Annotated in this window: 22 protein-coding genes; 5 read left to right on the top strand and 17 right to left on the bottom strand. The window is 37.2% G+C overall.

Annotated elements, in window-relative coordinates:
- Window positions 1–16 precede the first annotated feature (16 nt).
- From AP75_RS06085 to mraZ, 16 genes are all read right to left on the bottom strand, one after another.
- The gene (locus AP75_RS06085) at window positions 17–1,531 is read right to left on the bottom strand and encodes a GH3 auxin-responsive promoter family protein (RefSeq protein WP_031504196.1); all 1,515 of its coding nucleotides are present in this window, start codon (window positions 1,529–1,531) and stop codon (window positions 17–19) included.
- A 102-nt stretch (window positions 1,532–1,633) separates the two neighbouring features.
- Complete coding sequence (locus AP75_RS06080) at window positions 1,634–2,044, bottom strand: BrxA/BrxB family bacilliredoxin (RefSeq protein WP_088263870.1); 411 nt, start codon at window positions 2,042–2,044, stop codon at window positions 1,634–1,636.
- A 206-nt stretch (window positions 2,045–2,250) separates the two neighbouring features.
- Window positions 2,251–2,697 carry a GatB/YqeY domain-containing protein gene (locus AP75_RS06075; protein WP_031504193.1) on the bottom strand — a complete coding sequence of 149 codons (447 nt, stop codon included), beginning with the start codon at window positions 2,695–2,697 and terminating at the stop codon, window positions 2,251–2,253.
- A 19-nt stretch (window positions 2,698–2,716) separates the two neighbouring features.
- On the bottom strand, window positions 2,717–4,552 hold the full coding sequence (gene ftsZ / locus AP75_RS06070; protein ID WP_088263868.1) for a cell division protein FtsZ: 1,836 nt from the start codon (window positions 4,550–4,552) through the stop codon (window positions 2,717–2,719).
- A 17-nt stretch (window positions 4,553–4,569) separates the two neighbouring features.
- Window positions 4,570–5,937, bottom strand: a complete 1,368-nt coding sequence (ftsA, locus tag AP75_RS06065; protein WP_088263866.1) for a cell division protein FtsA — start codon at window positions 5,935–5,937, stop codon at window positions 4,570–4,572.
- Window positions 5,938–6,016: 79 nt separating this feature from the next.
- Window positions 6,017–6,859 (bottom strand): cell division protein FtsQ/DivIB, encoded by an 843-nt coding sequence (locus AP75_RS06060; protein WP_031503484.1) that lies wholly within the window; start codon window positions 6,857–6,859, stop codon window positions 6,017–6,019.
- Between the two features lie 3 nt (window positions 6,860–6,862).
- Entirely contained in the window at window positions 6,863–8,221 is a 1,359-nt protein-coding gene (gene murC, locus AP75_RS06055; protein ID WP_088263864.1) for a UDP-N-acetylmuramate--L-alanine ligase, read from the bottom strand.
- A 2-nt stretch (window positions 8,222–8,223) separates the two neighbouring features.
- Window positions 8,224–9,327 (bottom strand): undecaprenyldiphospho-muramoylpentapeptide beta-N-acetylglucosaminyltransferase, encoded by a 1,104-nt coding sequence (gene murG, locus AP75_RS06050; protein ID WP_088263862.1) that lies wholly within the window; start codon window positions 9,325–9,327, stop codon window positions 8,224–8,226.
- A 9-nt stretch (window positions 9,328–9,336) separates the two neighbouring features.
- On the bottom strand, window positions 9,337–10,566 hold the full coding sequence (locus tag AP75_RS06045; protein WP_031503486.1) for an FtsW/RodA/SpoVE family cell cycle protein: 1,230 nt from the start codon (window positions 10,564–10,566) through the stop codon (window positions 9,337–9,339).
- A gap of 25 nt (window positions 10,567–10,591) precedes the next feature.
- Entirely contained in the window at window positions 10,592–11,917 is a 1,326-nt protein-coding gene (gene murD, locus AP75_RS06040; RefSeq protein WP_031503487.1) for a UDP-N-acetylmuramoyl-L-alanine--D-glutamate ligase, read from the bottom strand.
- Window positions 11,918–11,962: 45 nt separating this feature from the next.
- On the bottom strand, window positions 11,963–13,204 hold the full coding sequence (mraY, locus tag AP75_RS06035; protein ID WP_088263860.1) for a phospho-N-acetylmuramoyl-pentapeptide-transferase: 1,242 nt from the start codon (window positions 13,202–13,204) through the stop codon (window positions 11,963–11,965).
- Between the two features lie 47 nt (window positions 13,205–13,251).
- Entirely contained in the window at window positions 13,252–14,712 is a 1,461-nt protein-coding gene (locus AP75_RS06030; protein ID WP_088263858.1) for a UDP-N-acetylmuramoyl-L-alanyl-D-glutamate--2,6-diaminopimelate ligase, read from the bottom strand.
- 29 nt (window positions 14,713–14,741) lie between these two features.
- Complete coding sequence (locus AP75_RS06025; RefSeq protein ID WP_031503488.1) at window positions 14,742–16,733, bottom strand: penicillin-binding transpeptidase domain-containing protein; 1,992 nt, start codon at window positions 16,731–16,733, stop codon at window positions 14,742–14,744.
- A complete protein-coding gene (locus AP75_RS06020; RefSeq protein ID WP_031503490.1) occupies window positions 16,717–17,082 on the bottom strand; it encodes an FtsL-like putative cell division protein in 366 nt (121 codons plus the stop codon). Before AP75_RS06020 ends, AP75_RS06025 begins: the two co-directional genes overlap by 17 nt.
- A gap of 9 nt (window positions 17,083–17,091) precedes the next feature.
- The gene (rsmH, locus tag AP75_RS06015; protein WP_031503492.1) at window positions 17,092–17,985 is read right to left on the bottom strand and encodes a 16S rRNA (cytosine(1402)-N(4))-methyltransferase RsmH; all 894 of its coding nucleotides are present in this window, start codon (window positions 17,983–17,985) and stop codon (window positions 17,092–17,094) included.
- Between the two features lie 55 nt (window positions 17,986–18,040).
- The gene (gene mraZ, locus AP75_RS06010) at window positions 18,041–18,511 is read right to left on the bottom strand and encodes a division/cell wall cluster transcriptional repressor MraZ (protein WP_031503494.1); all 471 of its coding nucleotides are present in this window, start codon (window positions 18,509–18,511) and stop codon (window positions 18,041–18,043) included.
- 244 nt (window positions 18,512–18,755) lie between these two features.
- On the opposite strand from mraZ, the gene AP75_RS06005 reads away from it, so the two are divergent.
- From AP75_RS06005 to AP75_RS05985, 5 genes are all read left to right on the top strand, one after another.
- Window positions 18,756–19,535: an alpha/beta fold hydrolase gene (locus tag AP75_RS06005; RefSeq protein WP_031503496.1), complete on the top strand. Its 780-nt coding sequence runs from the start codon at window positions 18,756–18,758 to the stop codon at window positions 19,533–19,535.
- A gap of 42 nt (window positions 19,536–19,577) precedes the next feature.
- The gene (gene yihA / locus AP75_RS06000; protein WP_031503498.1) at window positions 19,578–20,198 is read left to right on the top strand and encodes a ribosome biogenesis GTP-binding protein YihA/YsxC; all 621 of its coding nucleotides are present in this window, start codon (window positions 19,578–19,580) and stop codon (window positions 20,196–20,198) included.
- Window positions 20,195–20,650, top strand: a complete 456-nt coding sequence (locus tag AP75_RS05995) for a GNAT family N-acetyltransferase (RefSeq protein ID WP_088263856.1) — start codon at window positions 20,195–20,197, stop codon at window positions 20,648–20,650. Before yihA ends, AP75_RS05995 begins: the two co-directional genes overlap by 4 nt.
- An 82-nt stretch (window positions 20,651–20,732) precedes the next feature.
- On the top strand, window positions 20,733–22,871 hold the full coding sequence (locus tag AP75_RS05990) for a S46 family peptidase (RefSeq protein ID WP_088263854.1): 2,139 nt from the start codon (window positions 20,733–20,735) through the stop codon (window positions 22,869–22,871).
- A gap of 55 nt (window positions 22,872–22,926) precedes the next feature.
- Window positions 22,927–23,514: a DUF3267 domain-containing protein gene (locus tag AP75_RS05985; protein WP_088263852.1), complete on the top strand. Its 588-nt coding sequence runs from the start codon at window positions 22,927–22,929 to the stop codon at window positions 23,512–23,514.
- Between the two features lie 215 nt (window positions 23,515–23,729).
- Here AP75_RS05985 and AP75_RS14245 read toward each other — a convergent pair.
- A partial coding sequence (locus AP75_RS14245) for a hypothetical protein (protein ID WP_394335370.1) occupies window positions 23,730–23,919 on the bottom strand: 190 nt, incomplete at its 5' end.

The following is a 23,919-nucleotide window of genomic DNA, read 5'->3' as shown; positions in this document are numbered from 1 at the left end:
TTTCCAGCGGAGTTTTTTATTCGTTTAGTTTCAGTAAAGGATCGATGTATTCGCGATCATTGCTCAATCGTGGAACTTTATTTTGCCCACCCAATTTTCCGCGTTCGGACATCCATTGGTAAAAAAGCTGTGGTTTTGCAATATGTACGATTGGTCTTTTCAGCGTCATATTATTGTAGCGTTTCGCTTCGTAATCGGAGTTTATCGATTTTAGATGATTGTCGAAAACTTCAGTAAAACGATCCAGATCGTTTGGTTCTTTTGTAAATTCAAAAATCCATTCGTGGGCGCCACTTTCGCCATCTTTCATAAAAACCGGTGCTCCTGTAAAATCGCAAACGGAAGCTTCGGTTGCCTCGCAAGCTTTCGTAAGCGCAGTTTCTACATTATCAATCATTAATTCTTCTCCGAAAGCATTGATGTAATGTTTCGTTCTTCCAGAAATTTTAATTCGATAAGGATTAAGTGAAGTAAATTTTACCGTGTCGCCGATCAAATATCGCCATAAACCACTGTTGGTGGTAATTACCATTGCATAGTTTTTCCCGATTTCTACCTCTTCCAAAGGAATTGCCTGCAAATTTTTGAGGTCAAACTGATCCATCGGAATGAATTCATAGAAAATACCATAATTCAACATCAGCAACATTTCATCGCTCCCGTGCTGATCCTGAATAGCGAAAAACCCTTCGGAAGCATTGTAAATTTCGTAGTAATTGATATCTTTCCCGATGAGTTTTCTATATTGCTCTCTGTAAGGTTTAAAGCTAATTCCACCATGAAAAAACACCTCGATATTGGGCCAAAGTTCTGAGATATTTTCTTTCCCTGTTTCAGTTAATGTTCTTTGCAACAAAACCATCATCCAGCTGGGAACGCCGGTTATACTACCTACATCTTCATTTTTTACTTCCGAGACAATTGCTTTTAGTTTGCTTTCCCATTCGGACATCAGCGAAACTTTTTTACTTGGTGTTGTGGTAATTTCTACCCAAAACGGAAGATTTTCAATCATAATTGCGGACAAATCTCCGAATTTGGTATTGAAATCTTCGTACAATTCCGAACTTCCGCCAAGGCGCAGATTTTTATTAGAAAAAAGGTTGTTTTCCGGATGATTATTGGCGTAGATGGAAAGTAAATCCTTTCCGGCTTTGAAATGACAATCTTCTAAGCATTCTTCGGAAATGGGAATAAATTTACTTTTCGCATTGGTAGTTCCGGATGATTTCGCGAATTTCCGAATATAGCCGGGCCAGAAAACATCGGGCTTACCTTGTCTTGCTTTTTCGATATAAGGTTCGAAATCTTCATAAGTGACGATCGGAACATTTCTGCGGAAATCGTCATAACTTGAGATAGAACTGAACCCATAAATTTTACCATAATCGGTGTTTTCCGCATGATACAGCTGGGAAAATATTACGCCATTTTGTGTCTCCGAGGGATGATTCATGAAATTCTGAATCTGATCAATCCTTTGCCGGATAAACCAATTGACGACGGTATTGAAAAGCGCTTTTGTTGCCATTAGGACAAATATAATATATTTCGGGTAAAGTCCGATTGCTTTTAAAAACAAAAAATTCCGCCCAAAAATGAACGGAATTTCAATTCAAACTAAAGTTTTCGTTTAGCAATATTCTTCGTAAGCTGCTTGTAAATTTGCCGCGATTGCTCCTGCAGGATTACCTTCAATATGATGTCTTTCTAGCATGTGAACCAATTCACCATCTTTAAAAAGCGCTACACAAGGAGAGCTTGGTGGGAATGGTGCTAAAAATTTCCGAGCTTCAACTACAGCATCAACATCAAAACCAGCAAATACGGTAGTTAAATTGTCTGGTTTTTTATCACCTGTTAAAGAAAAAATTACTCCTGGTCTTGCTGCTCCCGCTGCGCAACCGCACACGGAATTTACCATCAATAGGGTAGTTCCTTCCTTTTTTAATGCATTGGTTACTTCTTCGGGAGTTCTAAGGTCTTGAAAACCTTTATCGGTAAGTTCTGCCTTCATCGGCATTACTAATTCTTCTGGATACATATTTATTTTATTTAGGTTAAAAAAAGGGTTTGAAAATTATTTAATGCAAATTTAATTTTTTTTGAATGATTAAACTCATCCAAATTAGTAATCAAAATCATTCCAAAATTCTATAATGGTCTTTTTGGCATAAAAAACCCGAAACATTAAATGTTCCGGGCTTAAATCAAATCGATATGCAAAGGTTGAATATCCTTATTTAAACATTAGGAAAGCATTTTTTTTGCCATTTCAGAGATGCTCTTGCCATCGCTTTTTCCGGCGAGAGTTTTGCTGGCAATACCCATTACTTTTCCTAAATCTTTGGCGCTTTCGGCACCTGTTTCGGCAATGATTTTTTTCATTTCCGTCTCTAATTCTTCTGCTGAAAGTTGCGCAGGAAGAAATTTTTCAATTACTTTCATTTGCGCGCTTTCTACCTCTGCCAAATCGCTGCGGTTTTGTGCGGTGAATTGATCATAAGAATCTTTTCTTTGTTTAATCATTCTTTGCAAAATGGCAATTTCCTGTTCCGCAGAAACTTCTGCTCCTTTGGCTTCGGTTTTCAAAAGAAGAATTTGTGATTTTACGGCTCGCAAAGCATCGAGAGCCACTTTATCTTTCTCTCTCATTGCGGTTTTTATCGCTTCGCTGATGGTATTTTCTAAACTCATTTTTTTGGAAATATTTGTATTAATCTACATCTTTGTTCAAGAATCTGTTTTCACGAATTTTCATTCTTCCGTTTTGATCCGTTAAAAAACTGTTGATGGCATTGTCAGAAGCATTGCTACCTTCGATACTGATATTTTTTCTCCGGAATGCGGGAACTGTTTCAAATTCGTTCTCGAAATCTGTTGTTTGATATCTTGAATTGAATTCTTTCAGTTTATTTTTTCGCTCCATCACTTTGTCACTAGTAGTTTTGCTGATGAATGTAAAATCGTCTTCAATTTCAATTTTTTCTTCAGTTTTAGGCGTTTCTACTGGCTTATCTTGCACCTTTTGTTCGATAATTTGAACCGGCTCAGGTTTGATCTCTGCTTTAGGTTGTGGTGTTTCAACGGTTGGCTCCTCAATCGGTTCGTTTACGAAAAAACTGAATTCCAATGGTTTTTCTTCCGAGAAAGAAGTTTTCGGTTCTACTGGTTTTTGCTCTATTTTTTCTTCTACTTCAAACTTGAAAGATTGAGATTCTGGTGCTTCGTACTGATCGTCTTCAAAAGAGAAAAGATCGATTTCCTGCGGCTGGTTTTGACGGAATTTTGGGTCCGGAGTTTCTTCATCATCTAAATCAAAAAACTTGATTTCAGTTGGAGTTTCTTGTTCTGCCACCACTTTTCTTTCTCTAGTTTTTACTTTGAATTCCGGAGTTGGCAAATCCTCTTCATCGTCTAAAACGAACAGGTTTTTTGTAGGAAAATCTTCTCTGGTGATTTCCTCTCTTTCTTCTCTCTGCTTAAATGGAGATTCCGTTTTTGCGGTAGTGGACAAATTATCGTTTAAACTAATTTTAATTTTTTCAGTTGGTCCTGCATGTTTTTTATCGTCTTTTGCGAATCCGGTTGCGATTACCAAGACGCTGATAGCATCGCCTAGTTCCTCGTCTGTACCCACACCGAAGATAATTTCAGCAGTATTTCCTGCTTCTTTTTGAATAAAATCGTTGATTAGACCGATTTCGTCCATCGTAGCTTCTTCCGAACCACTTCGTATGAGGAGCAATACGTTTTTCGCTCCGGTAATTTTATTGTCGTTTAATAATGGAGAGTCCAAAGCTTTTTTCACAGCTTCTTCCGCTTTGTTTTCGCCTGAAGCAGATCCGGTTGAGATCAAAGCAGTTCCAGAATTTTGAAGTACAGATTTTGCATCACGGAAGTCAATATTTACATCGAAATATCCGGTAATCACTTCTGCCATACCTTTTGCAGCGTTGGTAAGCACTTCATCCGCTTTGGAGAATCCCTGTTTGAAACCAAGATTTCCGAATTGCTGACGTAGTTTATCATTATTAATAACGATTAAGGAATCAACGTTATTTCTCAGTTTATCAAGACCGATTTCTGCTTGGTCTAATCTTCTTCTTCCTTCGAAACTAAATGGAACTGTAACGATTCCTACGGTAAGAATACCCATTTCTTTGGCAATTTTAGCGATTACCGGTGCAGCACCAGTTCCGGTTCCGCCACCCATACCAGCGGTGATGAAAACCATTTTGGTGTTTTGTCCCAGAGCTGCTTTGATGTCTTCGATACTTTCGATTGCAGCTTTTTCGCCAACTTCAGGATCAGCTCCTGCGCCAAGTCCTTCAGTAATCGTCATTCCCAACTGTACTTTGTTGGAAACAGGGTTATTATCTAAAGTTTGCGCATCGGTATTGCAGATCACGAAGTCTACTCCGTGGATTCCTCTTTCGTACATGTGTTTTAGAGCGTTGTTTCCGCCACCACCTACACCGATCACTTTTATAATTGATGAATTTCCTTTTGGTAAATCAAAAGAAAATCCTTGTGTGCTTATATTTTCCATAGTATGTAATTTTTTTATTATTCAACTTCTTCAAAGAATTTTTTCACGCTTTCCATGATTTTTTGTCCGATGGTAAGCTTGTTGCGTCTTCCTTCTTGGGTAGTAGGTAAGGTAATTTCTTCTGTTCGGAATTCCGGAGTTTCTTCTATTGTTTCTGCAACTTTATTTTCTGGAATAGGCGTTGCAACGGTTTCTTCTATCGGGGTCGGATTGATTTTCTTATCACGAATTTTCAAGCTTTCCATCAGTAATCCAATAGAAGTTGCGAATTCCGGTCCTTTTAAAAATTGGTTTTTATCATTAGCAACATATTCGTTTGCGAAGCCAATTCTGCTGTCGAAACCTGTGGTATAATTCGCCAATTGTCGAAGGTTGCGAAGATTTGATCCACCACCTGTTAAAACGATTCCTGCGATTAGTTTTTTCTTTTGTTCAAACGCACCGTAAGCTTTTAATTCGGTGTTCACCATTTCTAATATTTCTTCCACTCTAGCGTTAACTACTTGAGCTAAAGTTTTTAAAGAAATTTCTTTATCAGGTCTTCCGTGTAAACCGGGAATCGTGACAAATGTGCTGTCTTTTTCCAGTTCCGGAACGGCAGATCCGAATTTTACTTTCAGTTGTTCTGCATGTTTTTCGATGATGGAGCACCCTTCTTTGATGTCATCGGTAATAATCCCGCCACCGTAAGGAATGACGCAGGTGTGACGAATAATATTATCTTTAAAAATAGCAATATCCGTAGTTCCACCACCGATGTCAACGATGGCTACACCGGCTTCTTTTTCCTCTTTTGTAAGTACGGATTCTGAAGAGGCGAGTGGTTCCAGTGTTAAGGCTTCCATCTCTAAACCAGCTTCACGAACGCATCTTGCGATGTTTCGGATGCTTCCCATTTGTCCTACAACAACGTGGAAATTAGCTTCTAATCTTTTGCCATGCATTCCAACAGGTTCTTGGATTTCTCCCTCAGAATCTACTTTATATTCCTGTGGAAGAACATGGATGATTTCTTCGCCGGGAAGCATAACTAATTTTTTTACTTGATCTTTCAGCTTTTCGATATCCTCTTCCGTGATGTATTGATCCGGATGGTCTCTCATGATATAATCCGAATGCTGAAGCGAACGGATGTGTTTGCCAGCAATTCCTACAGTTACCTTGCTGATTGGAACTCCGGAACTGTTTTCTGCTTCTGCTACTGCGGCTTTGATGGATTGGATGGTCTGGGAAATATTATTCACAATACCTTTGTGAACACCCAAACTTTTTGCCTTTCCAACGCCGAGAACTTCAATTTTGCCGTGGGCATTTCTTCTACCGACAATCGTCACAATTTTTGTGGTTCCGATGTCGAGCCCTACTGAATACTCGTGATTTTCCATTTGTATGTCGATTTGATTTTTTATAATTTTCTTTAAAATGAATTAGAATACTTTTCGCTTATTCTATTTTCATTTTAGTTTATGTTTTTTCACTTTTTGGTTTATTTTCCGATTTCTTTGTTTCCGATTTTTTCTGCGAAGCAACCGGAGTTTTTGCCAATTCTTTATGTCCTAAATTAATTAAGCTATCATTTTCTTTAAAATTAGGATTTAAGGTTGTTACGATTTGGTTGTCGTATTTCACCGATATTTTACGGTATTTTTCAGGATTCTGAAAAACCAGATATTTCTCGACAAAAGTTTTAAAACCTTTTACTTTCAACTCGATTTTTTCTAAATCACCGATTTCTAGTTTATAGTTTCCTTGGCTTGTCAGTAAATTATAACCTCCTTTTTCCTTACTAATTCCTATAAAATATTTTTTGCTAAAGCTGTCTTTGTCTATTTTATCGACCAGTTCAGCCAATTTTTGGTATTCCGACGGTTTCACATTGCCCGTTACCAGCATACATGGGAAAGAATAGTTGGCAGAAATAGGGAATTCGACTCCTTTTTCGTCCACATAAAAATCTCTATCGCCATTTACCAATCGAAAAGCCGGAACCCGTTGCTTGATGTCGAGATTAAGATTTCCATTCAAATTCAAATAAACATTTGCGCTGTCAACCGCCGGAAGACTATTGAGTTTTTTCTCCAAATCAGGAATATTGATGTCGCCTACCTTCTTCGTTGGATTGGATTTTTTCACAATGTTTTTCACATCTTTTTCATCAATAAAATATACCGGATGCTTCGTTGGAGTCATATTTACCGAAACTTTTTCCATAGGTTTATTGTTGAATCTTTTCAACGAAAAACTCAGCAGAAATCCAAAAATGATTACTGTGATTAAAATTTTTAATATTCTGAATTTGTTTTTCATTTCCTATTTTCCTGAAAGCCAATCTACGATTGGATCGTGCAAAGTGTCGATGTTTCCCGCACCTACTGTTAGCAACACATCGAAATTTTTCTCTTTAATTTTCTCAAAAGCTTCATCCAAGGTTGAAACTTCTTTATTTACTAATTTAATTTTTTCTGAAAGCCATTTTGAAGACACACCTTCGAAATTCTCCTGTAATTCGCGAGCCGGATAGATGTCGAGCAAAATCAGTTCATCTGCATTATTTAAACTTTCTGCGAAACCATCCGCAAAATCGCGTGTTCTGCTAAACAAATGTGGCTGGAACACGACCAACAATTTTTTGTCCGGATAGAAAGTTTTGATCGAACCTATCACCGCATTCAGTTCGGTTGGGTGATGTGCATAATCGTCAATATAAATTTTTCCGTTCTCGAAATTGTGTTTTGTATATCTTCTTTTAATTCCTTTAAAATTGGCAATTCCGCTTTTTAAAATATCGAAATCAACACCTAAATTACTGAGTATGGCGATGGCAACCGTGGCATTTTCTACATTGTGAATTCCCGGAATTTCCCAAACGAAATCACTGATTTCCTCATTCGGAGTGTGGAAATCGAAATATATTTTGTCGCCGATTTCTCGGATATTGTCCGAATAATAATCTGCTTCTTCGTTTACAGCGTAAGTTCTTGCAGGACGGCCAATGTTAATGCCTTTTCTCACAAAAAGTTGCTGATCGGATGGAATCAAATTGGCGAAATCTCTGAAACCTTGTTCAATAGTCGCTTTATCACCATAAATATCGAGATGATCCGCATCGGTTGAAGTAATTGCCGCCCAATCCGGTGATAGGTTCAGGAAACTTCTGTCGTATTCATCAGCTTCTACCACGGAAATTTCACTTCCGTTGAAAAGAAAATTTGACTTAAAATTCTCTGCAATTCCACCTAAAAAAGCAGAAAACGGCAGATTTGCTTCTTTCGAAAGATGAGCAACCAGAGATGAGGTTGTAGTTTTTCCGTGAGTTCCTGCTATTGCGATACACGCAGTATTTTCGGTGATCATTCCGAGGACTTTTGCTCTTTTCAAAACGGTGAATTTTTCATCATTAAAATGATTCAAAATTGAAAGTTTTTTAATCGCCGGAGTGAAAATCACCAAAGTATTTTCTGGATTTAATTCACTTATTTTTTCGTTTACAACATCTTCAAAAACAATATCAATACCCTCCGAAATTAATGCGGTGGTGAGTTTGGTTTCGGTTTTATCATAGCCCAAAACCTTTTTGCCAGAAGCGTTGAAATAGCGTGCCAAAGCACTCATCCCGATGCCGCCGATTCCTACGAAGTAGAAGTTTTGGTAGTTTTCTAAACTTTTCATTTTTATATTACTTTAAAAATCTCATCTACAATTTCTTTTGCTGCATTGGGTTTTGCAAAATATGTAAGATTTTCACTCATTTCATTTCTTATGTTTTCATCTTCGCAGATTTCCATCAAAGTTTTCCAGAACTGGTCTTTCATTTCGGTATCTTTCACCATTCTGGCTGCATTTTTTTCAACTAAAGTCAATGCATTTTTGGTTTGATGATCTTCTGCTGCGAACGGAAACGGGATCAGTAAGACCGGTTTTTGAGCCACTGCTAATTCGGAAATTGCAATTGCTCCGGCTCTGGAAACAATTACATCCGCTGCGGAATAGGCAGTTTCCATGTCCTTGATAAATTCTTTCAACTGTATTTGAGAGCCAATTTCCGATATTTGAGTTTCGCTGCTCAATTCTTTATAATCCAATTTTCCGGTTTGCCAGATTAATTGAAATCCTTTTTCTTTCAAACCTTGCAAACTGTCTTTCCATGCATTATTTAAAGTTCTGGAACCTAGCGAACCACCGACAGATAATATGGTGAGTTTGTTTGGATCTAAATTCAGTTTTTCTTTTGCCGCTTCAGGATTGATTAAATCTGTAATAATAGTCTTGCGAATTGGGTTGCCAAGGAACAATGTTTTTGTACCGTTGAAAAACCTTTCCATATTCGGATATGCAGTGAAAACAGCTTTTGCTTTTTTCGATAGGAAAATATTGGTTTTTCCTGGAAGCGAGTTTTGTTCTTGCACAAAAATAGGAACTCCCAAATTTGAAGCGACATACAACGCCGGACCGCTAGCAAAACCTCCCGTTCCGACCGCAAAATCGGGTTTGAATTCTTTTATTGTTTTTCTTGCTTTTTTCAAACTTGAAATCAATTTGAAAGGCAATCCTATATTTTTCAACAGATTTCCACGATCGAAACCTGCGATATTTAATCCAACAATATGATAACCTGCTTGTGGCACTTTTTCCATCTCCATTTTTTCTTCAGCACCAATGAACAAAAACTCGGCATCCGGAAATCTTTTTTTGATTTCATCCGCAATGGCAATCGCCGGGAAGATGTGTCCACCTGTTCCGCCACCGCTCATTAATATTTTCAGTTTTCTGCTCATTATTTATAATTATGCAATATCGTTGATCTCTTCAATGTCTTGCTTTTTGCCCATTCCTTCTTCATCATAAACTTGGATTCTGGAACTTATATTTAAAATAATTCCAAGTTGAAAGTAAGTTACGAGCATTGATGTTCCACCATAACTAATTAGTGGCAAAGGCTGCCCTGTAACCGGAATTAGATTGACGGCAACGGCAATGTTTACCGAGAGTTGCACGAAAATCATTATTCCTAAACTCAGTACCAACAAACTACCGAAAAATGCGGGCATTTTGCTGGCAATCATCACGATTCTGATGATCATTATTAAATACAATGCGATTAAAGCTACCGCTCCGATAAATCCGTATTCTTCCACAATGATGGCGAATATAAAATCGGATGCAGATTGAGGAAGCATTTGTTTCAAAGCGCTTTTTCCGGGTCCCATTCCGGTAATTCCACCATGAACGATAGCGGCTTTTGCCTGCATCACTTGGTAATTTTTGGCTTTATCGACTTCATTTTCGATCTGATTTTCCTTCTTGGAATTCATGAAAACTTCAATCCGGCTCATCCAGGTATGTACCCTGTTGTTTTGTATTAAATTGGTGTTGAGTGCGATAAACATAAAAACGCCTATTGCCAAACCGGAAATTCCAAGAAATCCGAAAATATACGTTTTTCGAAGTTGACCGATGAGCATTACCGCCAATGACACGATGAGAATCATTAATGCGGTGGAACCATTATCTTTCGCAACTAATACAAAAACCAAGAGAACCGGCCCGAATACATACATGATGTTTTCTAACGGAAGTCTTTCTCTTTTAATGGTTTTCGTAAGGTACCGACAGAGATAAATAATCAGGAATAAGTAGGCAAACGACGATGGTTGGAAAGAGATTGGCGTTCCTGGAATTTTCAGCCAGCGCGAAGCCGATGCTCCATCGATTTGTTGGCCGGTAAATGAGGTGACACCCAACAAAATCACCAATATTCCCAATAGAATACTGCTCAGTTTTCCGATGTGTTCATATTTTACCATTCCTACGGAGCGCATGATGACTAAGCCAAGAACTACAAAGAAAATATGCTTGAGCAGGTGACTGGTGGTGGTTCCGTTGTTCACGATGAATTCCAAGTTGGAACTCGCGGAATATACCGGGAATACAGAGAAAAACGAAATCAATAAGATTACGCTCCAAAGCACCTTGTCGCCTTTTAAAAGTTCGTATTTGTTTTCTGTTTCCTGCATTTTTTTGTGGAACCTCTTTGGGTTTTTATTTTAAAACTTCTTTTTTAAACTTATCGCCACGATCTTCGTAATTATCGAACAAATCGAAGCTTGCACAGCAAGGGGAGAGCAAAACTGCATCGCCCGATTGCGCCAAAGATTTAGAGATTTTTACTGCTTCTTCTATGCTCGATGTACTATAAATTAGCTCTTTTTTATCCTGAAAGAAATCGATGATTTTTTGGTTATCAATTCCTAAACATACGATGGCTTTTACTTTTCTTTTTACCAGATCTTCAATCTCGGTATAGTCGTTTCCTTTGTCTTTTCCGCCAACAATCCAAATGGTTGGTTGTTTCATACTTTCTAGTGCGTAGTAAGTGGCATTCACGTTGGTTGCTTTGCTATCGTTGATGAATTTCACACCGTCGATTTCTGCAATTTGCTGCAAACGATGTTCAACCGCTTGAAAAGTCATCAGCGAATTTCTGATACTTTCATTTTTAATTTTCAACAATTTTCCTGCAATTGAAGCCGCCAAACTATTTGCGATATTGTGGTTTCCAAGAAGAGAAAGTTCTTCGATTTTCATTGAAAACTCATCGTCAATTTTCACCACCATTTTATCATCCATCACAAAACCTCCTTCTTTTAATTTTTCTTTCAAAGAAAAAGGGATTTTTTTGGCTTTAATTTCCAATTTCTCAAGGAGTTTCATGCTCATTTCATCATCTTTATTGTAAATGAAGAAATTATCGTTTTCTTGGTTTTCTGTAATTCGGAATTTTGCCAAAGCATATTCTTCGTAGTTGTAATTGTACTGATCCAAATGATCCTGACTTAAATTCAACAACAAAGAAATATGAGGTCTAAAATTCTGAATATCATCTAATTGGAAAGAGCTTACTTCCAAAACATAATAATCGAAATTTTCATCCGCAACTTGTTTTGCGAAGCTTTTTCCGATATTTCCTCCCAATCCAACTTTCAAATCGTCATTTTTCAGGATGTGGTAGATCAACGACGTCGTCGTGGTTTTTCCGTTGCTTCCGGTGATTGCGATAATCTTGGCATCGGTAAATTCAGCAGCAAATTCGATCTCCGAAGATAATCTGATTCCTTTCTGATTGATTTTGAAGATAATGTCAGCTTTTTTAGGAATTCCGGGCGATTTGATGATCCAATCTGCAGCCAGAATCCTTTCTTCATCATGGTTTCCTTCTTCATACTCGATATCAGCATCATCCAATAGGGATTTATATTCATCTTTAATCAAACCTTTGTCTGAAAGAAAAACATTCAACCCTTTTTTCTTTGCTAAATATGCTGCACCAAATCCGCTTTCGCCACCTCCTAAAACAACTATTTTCATGCTTGTATTTTTATATTCAATGGAAAAAATCCACCGATTTCTATTCTATCTAATTTTCAAAGTGATTAAACAAATAATCGCAAATAAAACTCCCATAATAATCATTCGGTTCACGATTTTGCTTTCGTGATACCCTTCTTTTTGATAATGATGATGAAGTGGCGACATCTTGAACAATCGATTGTTTTGGGCATATTCCAGCCCGAATTTTCTTTTTCTATATTTGAAAACCGCTACTTGCAACATCACCGAAAGATTTTCGATGAGGAAAATTCCGCAAAGCACAGGAATCAATAATTCTTTTCTTAAAATAATCGCCAATACCGCAATCACTCCGCCCAACATCAAACTTCCGGTATCTCCCATGAAAACTTGCGCCGGATACGTATTATACCAAAAAAATCCGATCACCGCACCCACCAAAGCAAGGGCGAAAATCGTGGTTTCTCCCATGTTCGGCAAAAACATGATGTTGAGGTAATCTGCAAAAATGATATTCCCGGAAACATATGCAAAAAACGCAAGAGTGAGCAAAATGACGACACTGGTTCCCGCAGCTAGTCCATCGATTCCATCAGTAATATTTGCACCATTGGAAACCGCCGTTACGATGAAAATAACGATCGGGATGAAAACTACCCAAGCCCATTCGTGAGCTTCTTCAGGTGACATCCAAAATAGGATTCCGCTGTAGTCGAACTCATTGTTTTTCACGAAAGGCACAGTGGAAACCACCGCCTTTTCGGTTGGCATAAAATTCTTTTCAACATTATTTCTGCTTACAATTGATGCGTCTGCGTATTTTCTTTTCACCGAAATATCAGGATGAAAATACATGGTAACGCCCACAATCAATCCCAAACCAACTTGCCCGATTACTTTGAATTTTCCGCTGAGACCGTCTTTATTTTTTTTGATTTTCTTTAAATAATCGTCGATGAAACCAATGATACCCATCCAAATTACTGATGTGATGAGCAACACGATATACACATTGAAAATTCGGGTAAACAACAAAACCGGAATTAACGTGGCGATAATGATGATTAAACCACCCATCGTCGGAGTTCCTTCTTTTTGCTTTTGTCCTTCAAGGCCTAAATCCCGAACAAGTTCCCCCATCTGTTTTTTTCGAAGATAGTTGATGATTTTTTTACCATAAACCAGCGCAATAATCAGAGAAAGCAAAACCGCCATTCCTGCACGGAATGAAATAAATTTAAACATACCTAGTCCGGGAATATGAATCCCGAGATTGGTAAGATATTCGTAGAGATAATATAACATGTTTTTGTTTCGGTTTTGGGTGTTCTATAAAATCTTTAATTTGTTAATTATTTACTCATCAATTGGGATAATTCCATGATCACTTCTTTGTCATCGAAATGATGTTTTACGCCATTGATTTCCTGATAATCTTCATGTCCTTTTCCCGCTACGAGGATGATATCTTTCGGTTCGGCAAATTTTATCGCCATCTTTATTGCTTCTTTTCGATCGGGGATCGCAGTGTATTTGCTATAATTTTGCGGTTCCACACCAGCTTCAATTTCTTTAATGATTTCTGCCGGATTTTCCCTTCTTGGATTATCGGAAGTTATAATTGCTAAAGTTGATTTTCTGGTTGCAATTTTCCCCATTTCAGGGCGTTTTGCGTGATCTCTGTCGCCGCCACAACCGAAAACGGTAATTAATCTTTCGTTTTTGGTGCGAATTTCATTAATGGAGTCTAAAATATTTTCTAAAGCGTCGGGAGTGTGCGCATAATCGACAACGAAGAAAATTCCGCCTTCCGATTTCAGGGTTTCAAATCTTCCTTTTACTCTTTTCAAATTCGAGATGGCTTTCAAAACGTCATCTTCATGAAATCCACATTCAATCGTCACAGCAAAAGCTAGAAGAAGGTTATAAACATTGAATTTTCCGGTTAAAGTTGACCAGAATTCTTTCCCATTAAAATTGAGTAGCATTCCGTTGAAATCTGCTTCCAGAATCCTTCCGTGATAATCTGCCATGGTTTTCAAAGCGTAGGTTTTCTTCTGCGCTTTGGTGTTTTGCAACATTACGTTTCCGTTTTTGTCATCAATGTTGGTAATGGCGATTGAATCCGCATTTAAATCATCAAAAAATCTTTTTTTGGTTTTTAAATAAGCATCAAAAGTTTTATGATAATCAAGATGATCGTGGGTAATATTGGTAAAACCAGCGATTTTGAAACGCAATCCTTCGGTTCTGTTTTGATCGATCCCGTGCGAAGAAACTTCCATGAAAGCATATTCGCAGCCGGTTTCTACAGCTTTTGCTAAAATTTTATTTAAAGTCAAAACATCAGGCGTGGTGTGTGTTGAAGGAAAAATTTCGTCTGCAATTCGATATTCTACGGTTGAAATTAGAGCGGATTGGAAGCCCAAATTTTTGAAAATATCAAACAAAAGGGTTGTCGCAGAAGTTTTTCCGTTGGTTCCGGTAATTCCGATTAAGTTGAGTTTTTCCGATGGATTTCCGTAGAAATTGGACGCCAATTGCCCTAGAACTTTCGAGGAATCTTTCACTTTAATAAAAGTGATTTCGTTGTTTAAAGATTCTGGCAAATCTTCGCAAACTACAATTTTTGTCCCTTTTTCGATGGCGGCATTAATGAATGAATGTCCGTCGGAAACCGTTCCTTTAATCGCTACATACAGCGAGTTTTCAACAGCTTTTCGGCTATCGAAAACGATTTCTGAAACTTCCGGATTTTGTTTTCCGGTAATTTCTAAAACGGGGATTCTATTCAATAATGTTTCTAAATTCATTCTATCTTTTATAGGAAATTTCCTATTTTTTAATTCTGTAAACTGAGGTAAATTTTTTGATTTTTACCAATTCTTGTTCCTTCCAATGGGAACTGTTCTTTTATCCTTCCAACTCCTTTGAAAGCAACACGATAACCGGAGTTTTCAAGTTGTGGAATTACATTTTTCCCGATTAAACCAATCACATTCGGCATTTGTCCGTCGTTGATTGCAATTTTCACGTTTTTTTCTACCATTTTGCTTAAATCAACTTTGCGGTCAACCAACATTTCTTTTTCAACATTTTGAGGTGTTTTAAGGAAAGTTTTACCTGCAATTTCCTTGAAAACCGGTGCTGCAACGGTAGATCCATAAAATCCTTTGGAATTATCTGGCTGGTTGATCATCACGATACAGGTATATTTTGGATTATCTGCCGGATAAAATCCTGCGAAACTCGCTTGGTATTTTGATGGACCGGGTTTCCAATATTCAAATCTTGCGGTTCCTGTTTTTCCGGCCATTTTCAGGTTGGGGGTGAAGATACTTTTTGCGGTTCCTTTTTCTACGGCTTTGGTAAGCGCATTGGTCATCATGGTAATAGCTTTGGTGGAAGCCATTTTGTTGACCATTACTTCTGGTTTTGCGCTGTATAGAACTTGTCCATCTTTCATTATTTTATCGATGAAAAGAGGTTTTAGCATTTTCCCTCCGTTGGCGAGTCCATTATAAAAAGTAGTAAGTTGCAAAAGATTGAATCGGGATGAATAACCGTAAGCTAATGAAGCCAAAGTGGCGGCATTCCATCTTTTGTTTTCGGGAGTTACAATGTAAGGTTTGGTGATTCCCGGGAGTTCAATATCCATTTTTTCGAACATTTTCCATCTTTTCAAATGATCGAGGAAAACCTGTGGTTTATCTGCATAAAACTTAGTGATTAGTTTTGCTGAACCTACATTGCTGGATTTCGCCAATACATCAGCGATTTCATAGGTTCCACCACCATGTCCGTCGGAAATTCTTTGTTTTGCATAAGTCCAGACTCCGTTTCCAACGTTTACCGTTGTATTTTCATCGATAAAACCATCATCCATTGCCGCGAGAAGTGAAACTGTTTTGAAGGTAGAACCTGGTTCTGTGGCGTCTTTTAATGCGTAATTGTAAGAATCAACATACATTCCGGGTTCGGTTCTGCGCAGGTTTACCATCGCTTTCACTTTGCCGGTTGCAACTTCCATTACCAAAACGCAGCCGTGATCTGCATCGAAATTGATGAGTTGTTTTTCTAAAGCGGAATGTGCGATATCCTGAATTCGGAGATCGATTGTGGTGTACACATCTTGGCCATCAACAGGTTCTTTTACTTTCCAATAATCGATAGGTTTCCACTGGCTGGAATTCACGCGTTGCTCTAGGCGTGTTCCGTCGGTTCCTGTAAGATATTCGGAGAAAGCTCCTTCCAATCCAGATTTGGTAGCACCATTGTCCATACCAATTGTTCCGGATCCAATTTGTGTAGTAGCAAGTTCGCGTTTGAAATTTCTATCAACAATAAATCCTCCTTTGTTTTTTCCTTTCTTGAAAATTGGGAATTTTCTAATTCGATCATACTCATCGAAATCAAGCCCTTTAACCAAAGAATAATATTGGTTTTGAGCTTTTCTTTGCTGATCTAGGCGGTCCCTGAAATAACTTCTTGGTTTTCCGAACATGGCGGAAAGAGAATCGGTTAAAACCCCAATGTTATTGGTATAAACGGTGTCTTTAATGGTTTTAAAATCAATATAAACATCGTACCGCATCACTGTTGTAGCGAGAATTGAACCATCGGAAGCATACAAATTTCCGCGGGCAGCTTTTAGGGTAGCTTCGCGGTAGTTTTTGCTGATGTAGTCATCCTTAATTTCCTGAACATTGGTGTTCTGCAAAACAAGAATTCTACCCAAAAAAACAAGAAATAAGACAAAAGCCGACCCTGCAAAAAGGTAGCCCCATCTCAATGTTTTTGAGCGTTTATTTTCGAATTCATTTTGAACCGCCATCTGTACTGTCTAGTTTAATCAATAATTTATGTGGATGATTTTCTAAAGAAAGCAGAGAGTCTTCCACCATTTCCTTTCCCAGTTCCGATTCTAGTTTTACCTTTATTAACCGGCTTTGCGCGTAGGCATTTCGGGATTTATATTCTTCGGTTTGTTCTTTCAGATCGTTGACCTGCTCTATTTTTTTGCTGACAAGGTGATTACTGAAAATCATTATCATCATGAGGAAAAAAACCAACATAAAGTACTTGTAATGAATTTTCACTTCATCACGATTCAAGAAGTTTCCTTTTATAATATCTATAAAAGTGAGTTTCTTCTTGGGACGATATGTTTGCTTTTTTGCCAAAGGTTTTTTCTAATTTTTAATTCCAACACGCATTTTTGCGCTTCTTGCTCTCGAGTTTTCTGCAATTTCCTCCTTGTCGGGAATCATGGCTTTGGTTTGTAAAAGATCAAAAGCTTTCGCATAATTTCCGTAGATATCTCTTGTTGGTTCTCCTTCGAACATCCCGTTTTTCAGGAATCTTTTCACCAATCGATCTTCCAATGAATGATAAGAAATCACTACTAATCTTCCGTTTGGTTTTAAGATTTTATAAGATTGAACCAACATTTCCTTTAAAACATCTAATTCTTGGTTGACTTCAATTCTTATCGCCTGGAAAACCTGAGCAAAGAATTTATTTTGTTTAAACTGAGGAATGTAACTGAATAATTTCTTCAAATCTTCCGTAGTTTCTATCGGTTTTAGTTTTCGATGATGAACAATTTCTCTTGCCAGTTTTCGGGATTCGCGTAGCTCCCCATAGTAATAAAAAAGGTTCGCAAGTTGCTCTTCTTCATACTCGTTGATGATTTTCTTTGCATCCAAATGTTGCATTACGTTCATTCTCATATCGAGAGGAGCGTTGCTTCTTGTAGAAAAACCTCGTTCAGCAGCATCAAATTGATGAGATGAAACACCCAAATCTGCCAAAATTCCATCAACCTGCTGTATTCCATAAATCATTAGTGAATTCTCCAAAAACCGAAAATTCTGATTGATTAGCGTGAATCTTTCATCGTCAATTGTATTTTTTAATGCATCTAAATCCTGGTCGAAACTGAAAAGTTTTCCTTTATCCGAAAGTCTTTTCAGGATTTCTCTCGAATGTCCACCACCGCCGAAAGTTACGTCTACATAGATTCCGTCGGGATTTGTCACCAAATCATCTACACTTTTCGTCAGCAAAACCGGATTGTGATACATATCTTTATAATTATTGATGGTAAAATGTTGTTTAACCCCCTCTGTTATTTCGGGATTAATTCTCGTCGTCTTCGAAATTGATATCGCCCATCACTTCTTCGGCGAGTAGTGCAAATTCTTCGGCAGAAGTAGCGATGGTTTTTTCATAGTCTTCTTTGTCCCAAATTTCGAAAAGCTCGCCTGCACTGGTGATTACGATATCTTTTTTCAAGTTTGCATACAAAGTGAGATCTTTGGAGATCTGTAATCTTCCGGCATTATCGGGTTCTACTGTTTTCAAACCAGCGGTAAACTGTCGGATAAAATCAGCATTTTTCTTTTGAAAACGATTCAGTTTATTGATCTTTTCCATCAGTTTTTCCCAACCGTTCATTGGGTAAACTTCCAGGCAATATTGGAACACAGAACGTTTTACTACAAAGGAATCACCGCCAAACCCTTCCATCTGTTTTACCAGTAATGATGGGAGTTTGATGCGACCTTTGTCGTCCATTTTGCATTCGTATGTGCCTATGAAATTCTTCATTTGGGACAAATTTATAGAAAAATTTCTAAAACTTCCCACTTTTTCCCACTTTTTGACTTAATGTTAATAAGTTTTGATTTTGGCAAGTAAATAATTGATAGAAAAGCAGTTATAAGGATGATAATTTTTCTTTGGCAATCGTCAATTTGTATTACTAAAAATCATATTTTTATCGCAAATTCACACGTAATAAATTAAAGTTGGTCTTTAATTTGTATTTTTGCAAGGCTGATATAGCAATTTTATGAGATTGATAACGAAAAAAGAAAAAAGATTCTCTTTCATTGAAGCTGGAGAAGGGCATCCGTTGATTTTATTGCACGGATTAATGGGCGGTTTGAGTAATTTCGATAAAACTGTTAACTTTTTTTCCGATAGAGGGTATAAGGTTTTCGTTCCGGTACTTCCTATCTATGACTTGCCGATTTTAAATACTAACTTAACAACTATTGCGAAGTATGTTGCAAAATTTATTGAAGAGAAGGTAGATGAACCTGCAACCATAGTGGGAAATTCTATGGGAGGGCACATAGGTTTGATTTTAACTTTAGCAAGACCTGAATTGGTTTCAAAATTGGTTCTTACAGGAAGTTCAGGACTCTATGAAAGAACATTCGGCGATAGTTTCCCGAGAAAATCCGATAAAGAGTACATCAGAAAGAAAACTGAAGATGTTTTTTACGACCCGAAAGTAGCTACAGATGAATTGGTAGATGAGGTTTTTGGTGTAGTAAACGATCGAATGAAAGGCATAAAAACGGTAATGCTTGCTAGAAGCGCCATCAAACATAACATGTTGAATGATTTGTCGAAAATCACCCAACCAGTTTGTTTGATTTGGGGAAAACAAGATAACGTGACGCCGCCCGAAGTGGCTGTAGATATGAATAAATTCTTACCCAACTCCGAACTTTTCTGGATTGATCAATGTGGACATGCCGCGATGATGGAAAAACCGGATGAGTTTAATGAGATTCTCTATAGTTGGCTAAAGAAAACAGAAAATAATGGAATGGAAGGTTAAACTTCCATTTTTTATTTATTTAAATTTGAAAAAAAATCATAAATGGTCATCAAAACAGCGGAATTTGTAAAAAGCAGCGGAAAATGGCAAGATTGCCCAGAACCGAACTTACCCGAATATGCCTTCATCGGAAGATCCAACGTGGGAAAGTCTTCTTTAATTAATGCAATGCTTAATCATAAAGATCTGGCGAAAACATCGCAAACCCCTGGAAAAACCCAGCTCATTAATCATTTCATCATCAATGAAAGCTGGTATCTTACCGATTTGCCGGGTTACGGATATGCGCGAGTATCGAAAAGCATGCGTCGCGATTTCGAGAAAATCATTACCAATTATATTCAGAATCGAAAAAATCTCGTCAATCTCTTTGTTTTGGTAGATGTTCGTCATACTCCCCAAAAAATTGATATCGAGTTTATCGAATGGTGTGGAGAAAACGGGGTCCCTTTTTCAATTGTTTTCACAAAATCGGATAAATTGAAACCTAATGCTATTTTAACAAATGTGGAGGATTACAAAACGGAACTTCTGAAGACTTGGGAAGATCTTCCTGAAATTTATGTGACTTCCGCTGAAAAAAAATTGGGAGGTGATGAAATTTTGAAATTCATTTCCACAACCAATCAGTTTTTGTTTGAAAATAAAGTCAATTTTGAATGAACAGTTCAATAGTTTGGAAAATTAAACCTTTCGCGAGACTTTCTACCGAAGAACTCTATCAAATTCTTAAAATTCGCCAAGAAGTTTTCATTGTGGAACAAACCTGCTTTTACCTCGACGCAGATGGCTACGATGATCGAGCGGTACACATTTGGGCAGAAAAAGGAGGTGAGATTTTGGCTTACTCCCGGGTTTTTGAACCAGGAATAAAATATGCTGAAGCATCCATCGGAAGAGTATTGACTAATCCTAAATACCGTAAAAATAATTTGGGAAAAATTCTAATCCGTTTTTCGATCGATACAATTGAAGCCAGATTTCGCACCCAATCAATAAGAATTTCTGCTCAAGATTATTTGCTGAGTTTTTATTCGGAATTCGGTTTTGAGGATACAGGGAAAAAATATTTGGAAGACGATATTCCGCATACGGAGATGGTGAGAGTGATTTAGTTTACATTAAAAAATCACCTTTTTTTGCTAAATCCTTATATCAAATGAATTTCTTAAATTAGCCCGATAAAATAATTTATAAATGAAAAGAATATTTTTACTGCTCACTTTCATGGTGAGCTTTTTACAATTGAAAGCCGATGAAGGAATGTGGCTTTTAACGATGATTAAAAGACTCAAAGGAGTTGATATGCAAAAACAAGGATTGAAACTTACTCCTGAAGAAATCTATTCTGTCAACAACTCTAGTTTGAAAGACGCAATTGTGCAGTTTGGAGGCGGTTGTACAGGAGAAATGGTTTCTAAAGAAGGTTTACTTTTTACCAACCACCACTGCGGATATGGAAATATTGCCGCTTTATCAACACCAGAAAAAGATCATTTGACCAACGGTTTCTGGGCAATGAAAAAAAGCGAAGAGCTTCCTGCTAAAGGACTTTCCGTTAGATTTTTAGTAAGAATGGATGATGTTACAAAACGCATCAATTCCAAATTGAATAACAATATGCCTGCTGACGAAAGAAAAGCAGTAATTGATGCCGAATACAAAGCGATCCAAAATGAAAACTCCGAAAACGGAAAATACAACGTTGTAGTAAGAGATTTCTTTAACGGGAATGAATTTTACTATTTTGTTTACCAAGATTTCAAGGATGTTCGTTTGGTAGGAACTCCGCCGAATTCTTTAGGAAAATTTGGTGGCGATACCGATAATTGGGAATGGCCAAGACACACCGCAGATTTCTCTGTTTTCAGAGTTTACGCGGATGCCAATGGTAATCCTGCAGAATATTCGCCAAGCAATGTTCCAATGAAACCAAAACACTCACTTCCGATTTCTTTGAAAGGGTACAAACCTGGTGATTTCACCATGATTCTAGGATTCCCAGGAAGAACCAATAGATATTTGACTTCTTACGGAATCGAGCAGATGGTGAACAAAGATTATCCGGCTTGGGTAGAAGCTTCTAAACTGGCGATGGATGTGATGAAAAAATATATGGACAAAGACCAAGCAACCAAATTGGATTATGCGTCCCAATATGCATCTGTAGCAAACTACTGGAAAAACAGACAAGGAACCATCGATGCGGTGATTAAAAACGGAACCATTTCCGATAAAAAAGCATTGGAAGATAAATTCATGACTTGGGCTGTTTTGCCGGAAAATGAAGTAATTTACAGCGGAATTTTACCTAGTATTCAAGCTAATTATGCGCAGTTTTCCAACAGAAATGTAGAAAGAAATTATGCGTCTCTTCTTCAAAGAAATGCTAAATATATCGGTGTTGCTTATCAATTGGGTTCTCTTTTGAAAACTTATGCAGATCAGGATGCCAACGGAAAAGCAGCGATGAAAACCAAAGTTACGGATGCTATCGAAAAGCTTTATGATGGTTTCAACCCTAATTTAGAAGGGGAAATGCTAAACTCAATGGTTAATCTTTACCAGCAAAGAGTTGCTAAATCCGATGCTTCACCAACATTAATGGCAGCAGACGCTAAAAACCTATCTAATTTGGCATTCGCTTCAATTTTTGCAAATAAGGAATCCGCAATGAATTTTGTAAATAATCCTGACCGTCTAAAAATTGATGCAGATCCAATGTTGAAATTGGCAAACGGATTGATCACTGATCAGAAATTATCAAGTGAAAAATACGCTAAGGTAGATGAAGCTTTTGCTAAAAACAGCAGAATTTTCTTAGATGGTTTAAGAAAATCAATGCCTGAAAAAGATTTTTATCCTGATGCAAACTCTACCATGAGATTAACCAATGGTAAAGTAAGCACACTGCCCGTAAGAACCGATAGAAATTACTACGGAATTTCCGAAAAAAATAATTACTATACCGATGTAAATGGAATGGTTGCCAAATACAAAAAAGGGGACGAAGAATTCGATTTGCCACAAGATTTCATCGACTTGGTAAAGAAAAAAGATTTCGGAATGTATGCGGATAAAAAAGGATTTATGCCTGCAAACTTCCTTTCAGATAACGATATTACCGGTGGAAACTCAGGTTCACCAATTCTCGATGGAAGAGGTAATTTACTTGGTTTAGCGTTCGATGGAAACAGCGAAGCGTTGAGCGGTGATATTATCTTCGATAAAAAATGGCAAAGAACCATCAACGTTGATGTAAGAATGGTACTTTGGATCATCGAAAAATATGGTAAAGCAGGTCACCTAATCAGTGAAATGACTTTAGTGAAATAATAATTTCAAGAATATTAAAAAGCCGCTGATTTTTTGGCGGCTTTATTTATGAAAAATGAATTTAGAAAATTATACTAAAGACCAGAAAACGATCGACTTGATGAAAGCCAATCTTGTCGCTATAAAATATCTTATTTTCTTTTTGATAATATTTACTGTTCCCTATTATTTGATTTGGGGAAACAATTTATCTGAGAGTTTTTATAAAGAAGCAAATCCGTTTCTAAAAATGTTTTTTCCCTTGATTGCATATATTATTGGAATTGTAATTCACGAACTTGTGCACGGAATTTTCTTTGCGAAATATGCTACGAAAGGATTTAAATCGGTAAAATTTGGCGTGATTTGGAAAATGTTGACGCCTTATGCACATTGCAAAGAACCTCTACAAATCAAACATTACATCATCGCATTATTGGCTCCACTTGTTATAGTGGGGATTTTACCCGCAATTTTAGGAATCGTTCTTGGAAATCCAGGTTTGCTACTTTTTGGAATTATATTTTCCGGTTCTGCAGCGGGAGATATCATGATTTATAACCTCATCAAAAAAGAAAATCCTGAAGATTATGTTCAGGACCATCCATCGGAAGCGGGTTATTATATTTTTAGAAAGAAGTTACAAAACTATGCTGATCTCTAAAAAACCTATAAAATTAGGTTAACTAGCAAAAATTATACGTTCTGAACTCCCAATTATATCTTCTTCAACCTAAAGTTATACGTCAACTACTCCAAATTTTATATCAAAAACCGAAACAAAGGTCTAAAAGACCGAAACCAACTATTTTTGAATACATCACCAAAATAAAAAAGCCGTCTCACGAGTTGTGAGACGGCTTGTTATTTAGTCGTTCCTTAACAAAACCCACTATTTAATTTATATTTAAAAACAGGATTAGAAAACAGCATAATTTGTATCTTATAAAATAAGAAAATAATTTTCTGTTTCAGTAGTTCCATCATTTTCTTCATGTTCCAAGCGGTTGCAGCTAGTAATGCATTGATTTGTGGTCCCGTTTCTCCCATGAAGTAATTTTTTGCCAGC

Origin of the sequence: Kaistella haifensis DSM 19056 (genome assembly GCF_000735695.2) — a bacterium.
Taxonomy (GTDB): domain Bacteria; phylum Bacteroidota; class Bacteroidia; order Flavobacteriales; family Weeksellaceae; genus Kaistella; species Kaistella haifensis.
Note: the sequence above shows the minus strand (reverse complement) of the source record. Positions and strands in the feature narration are given on the sequence as shown.

Excerpts from the sequence above, each read along its gene's own strand:
- AP75_RS06085 (WP_031504196.1), bottom strand. The coding sequence starts at position 1,531 with ATGGCAACAAAAGCGCTTTTCAATACCGTCGTCAATTGGTTTATCCGG.
- AP75_RS06080 (WP_088263870.1), bottom strand. The coding sequence starts at position 2,044 with ATGTATCCAGAAGAATTAGTAATGCCGATGAAGGCAGAACTTACCGAT.
- AP75_RS06075 (WP_031504193.1), bottom strand. The coding sequence starts at position 2,697 with ATGAGTTTAGAAAATACCATCAGCGAAGCGATAAAAACCGCAATGAGA.
- ftsZ (WP_088263868.1), bottom strand. The coding sequence starts at position 4,552 with ATGGAAAATATAAGCACACAAGGATTTTCTTTTGATTTACCAAAAGGA.
- ftsA (WP_088263866.1), bottom strand. The coding sequence starts at position 5,937 with ATGGAAAATCACGAGTATTCAGTAGGGCTCGACATCGGAACCACAAAA.
- AP75_RS06060 (WP_031503484.1), bottom strand. The coding sequence starts at position 6,859 with ATGAAAAACAAATTCAGAATATTAAAAATTTTAATCACAGTAATCATT.
- murC (WP_088263864.1), bottom strand. The coding sequence starts at position 8,221 with ATGAAAAGTTTAGAAAACTACCAAAACTTCTACTTCGTAGGAATCGGC.
- murG (WP_088263862.1), bottom strand. The coding sequence starts at position 9,327 with ATGAGCAGAAAACTGAAAATATTAATGAGCGGTGGCGGAACAGGTGGA.
- AP75_RS06045 (WP_031503486.1), bottom strand. The coding sequence starts at position 10,566 with ATGCAGGAAACAGAAAACAAATACGAACTTTTAAAAGGCGACAAGGTG.
- murD (WP_031503487.1), bottom strand. The coding sequence starts at position 11,917 with ATGAAAATAGTTGTTTTAGGAGGTGGCGAAAGCGGATTTGGTGCAGCA.
- mraY (WP_088263860.1), bottom strand. The coding sequence starts at position 13,204 with ATGTTATATTATCTCTACGAATATCTTACCAATCTCGGGATTCATATT.
- AP75_RS06030 (WP_088263858.1), bottom strand. The coding sequence starts at position 14,712 with ATGAATTTAGAAACATTATTGAATAGAATCCCCGTTTTAGAAATTACC.
- AP75_RS06025 (WP_031503488.1), bottom strand. The coding sequence starts at position 16,733 with ATGGCGGTTCAAAATGAATTCGAAAATAAACGCTCAAAAACATTGAGA.
- rsmH (WP_031503492.1), bottom strand. The coding sequence starts at position 17,985 with ATGTATCACAATCCGGTTTTGCTGACGAAAAGTGTAGATGATTTGGTG.
- mraZ (WP_031503494.1), bottom strand. The coding sequence starts at position 18,511 with ATGAAGAATTTCATAGGCACATACGAATGCAAAATGGACGACAAAGGT.
- AP75_RS06005 (WP_031503496.1), top strand. The coding sequence starts at position 18,756 with ATGAGATTGATAACGAAAAAAGAAAAAAGATTCTCTTTCATTGAAGCT.
- yihA (WP_031503498.1), top strand. The coding sequence starts at position 19,578 with ATGGTCATCAAAACAGCGGAATTTGTAAAAAGCAGCGGAAAATGGCAA.
- AP75_RS05995 (WP_088263856.1), top strand. The coding sequence starts at position 20,195 with ATGAACAGTTCAATAGTTTGGAAAATTAAACCTTTCGCGAGACTTTCT.
- AP75_RS05990 (WP_088263854.1), top strand. The coding sequence starts at position 20,733 with ATGAAAAGAATATTTTTACTGCTCACTTTCATGGTGAGCTTTTTACAA.
- AP75_RS05985 (WP_088263852.1), top strand. The coding sequence starts at position 22,927 with ATGAATTTAGAAAATTATACTAAAGACCAGAAAACGATCGACTTGATG.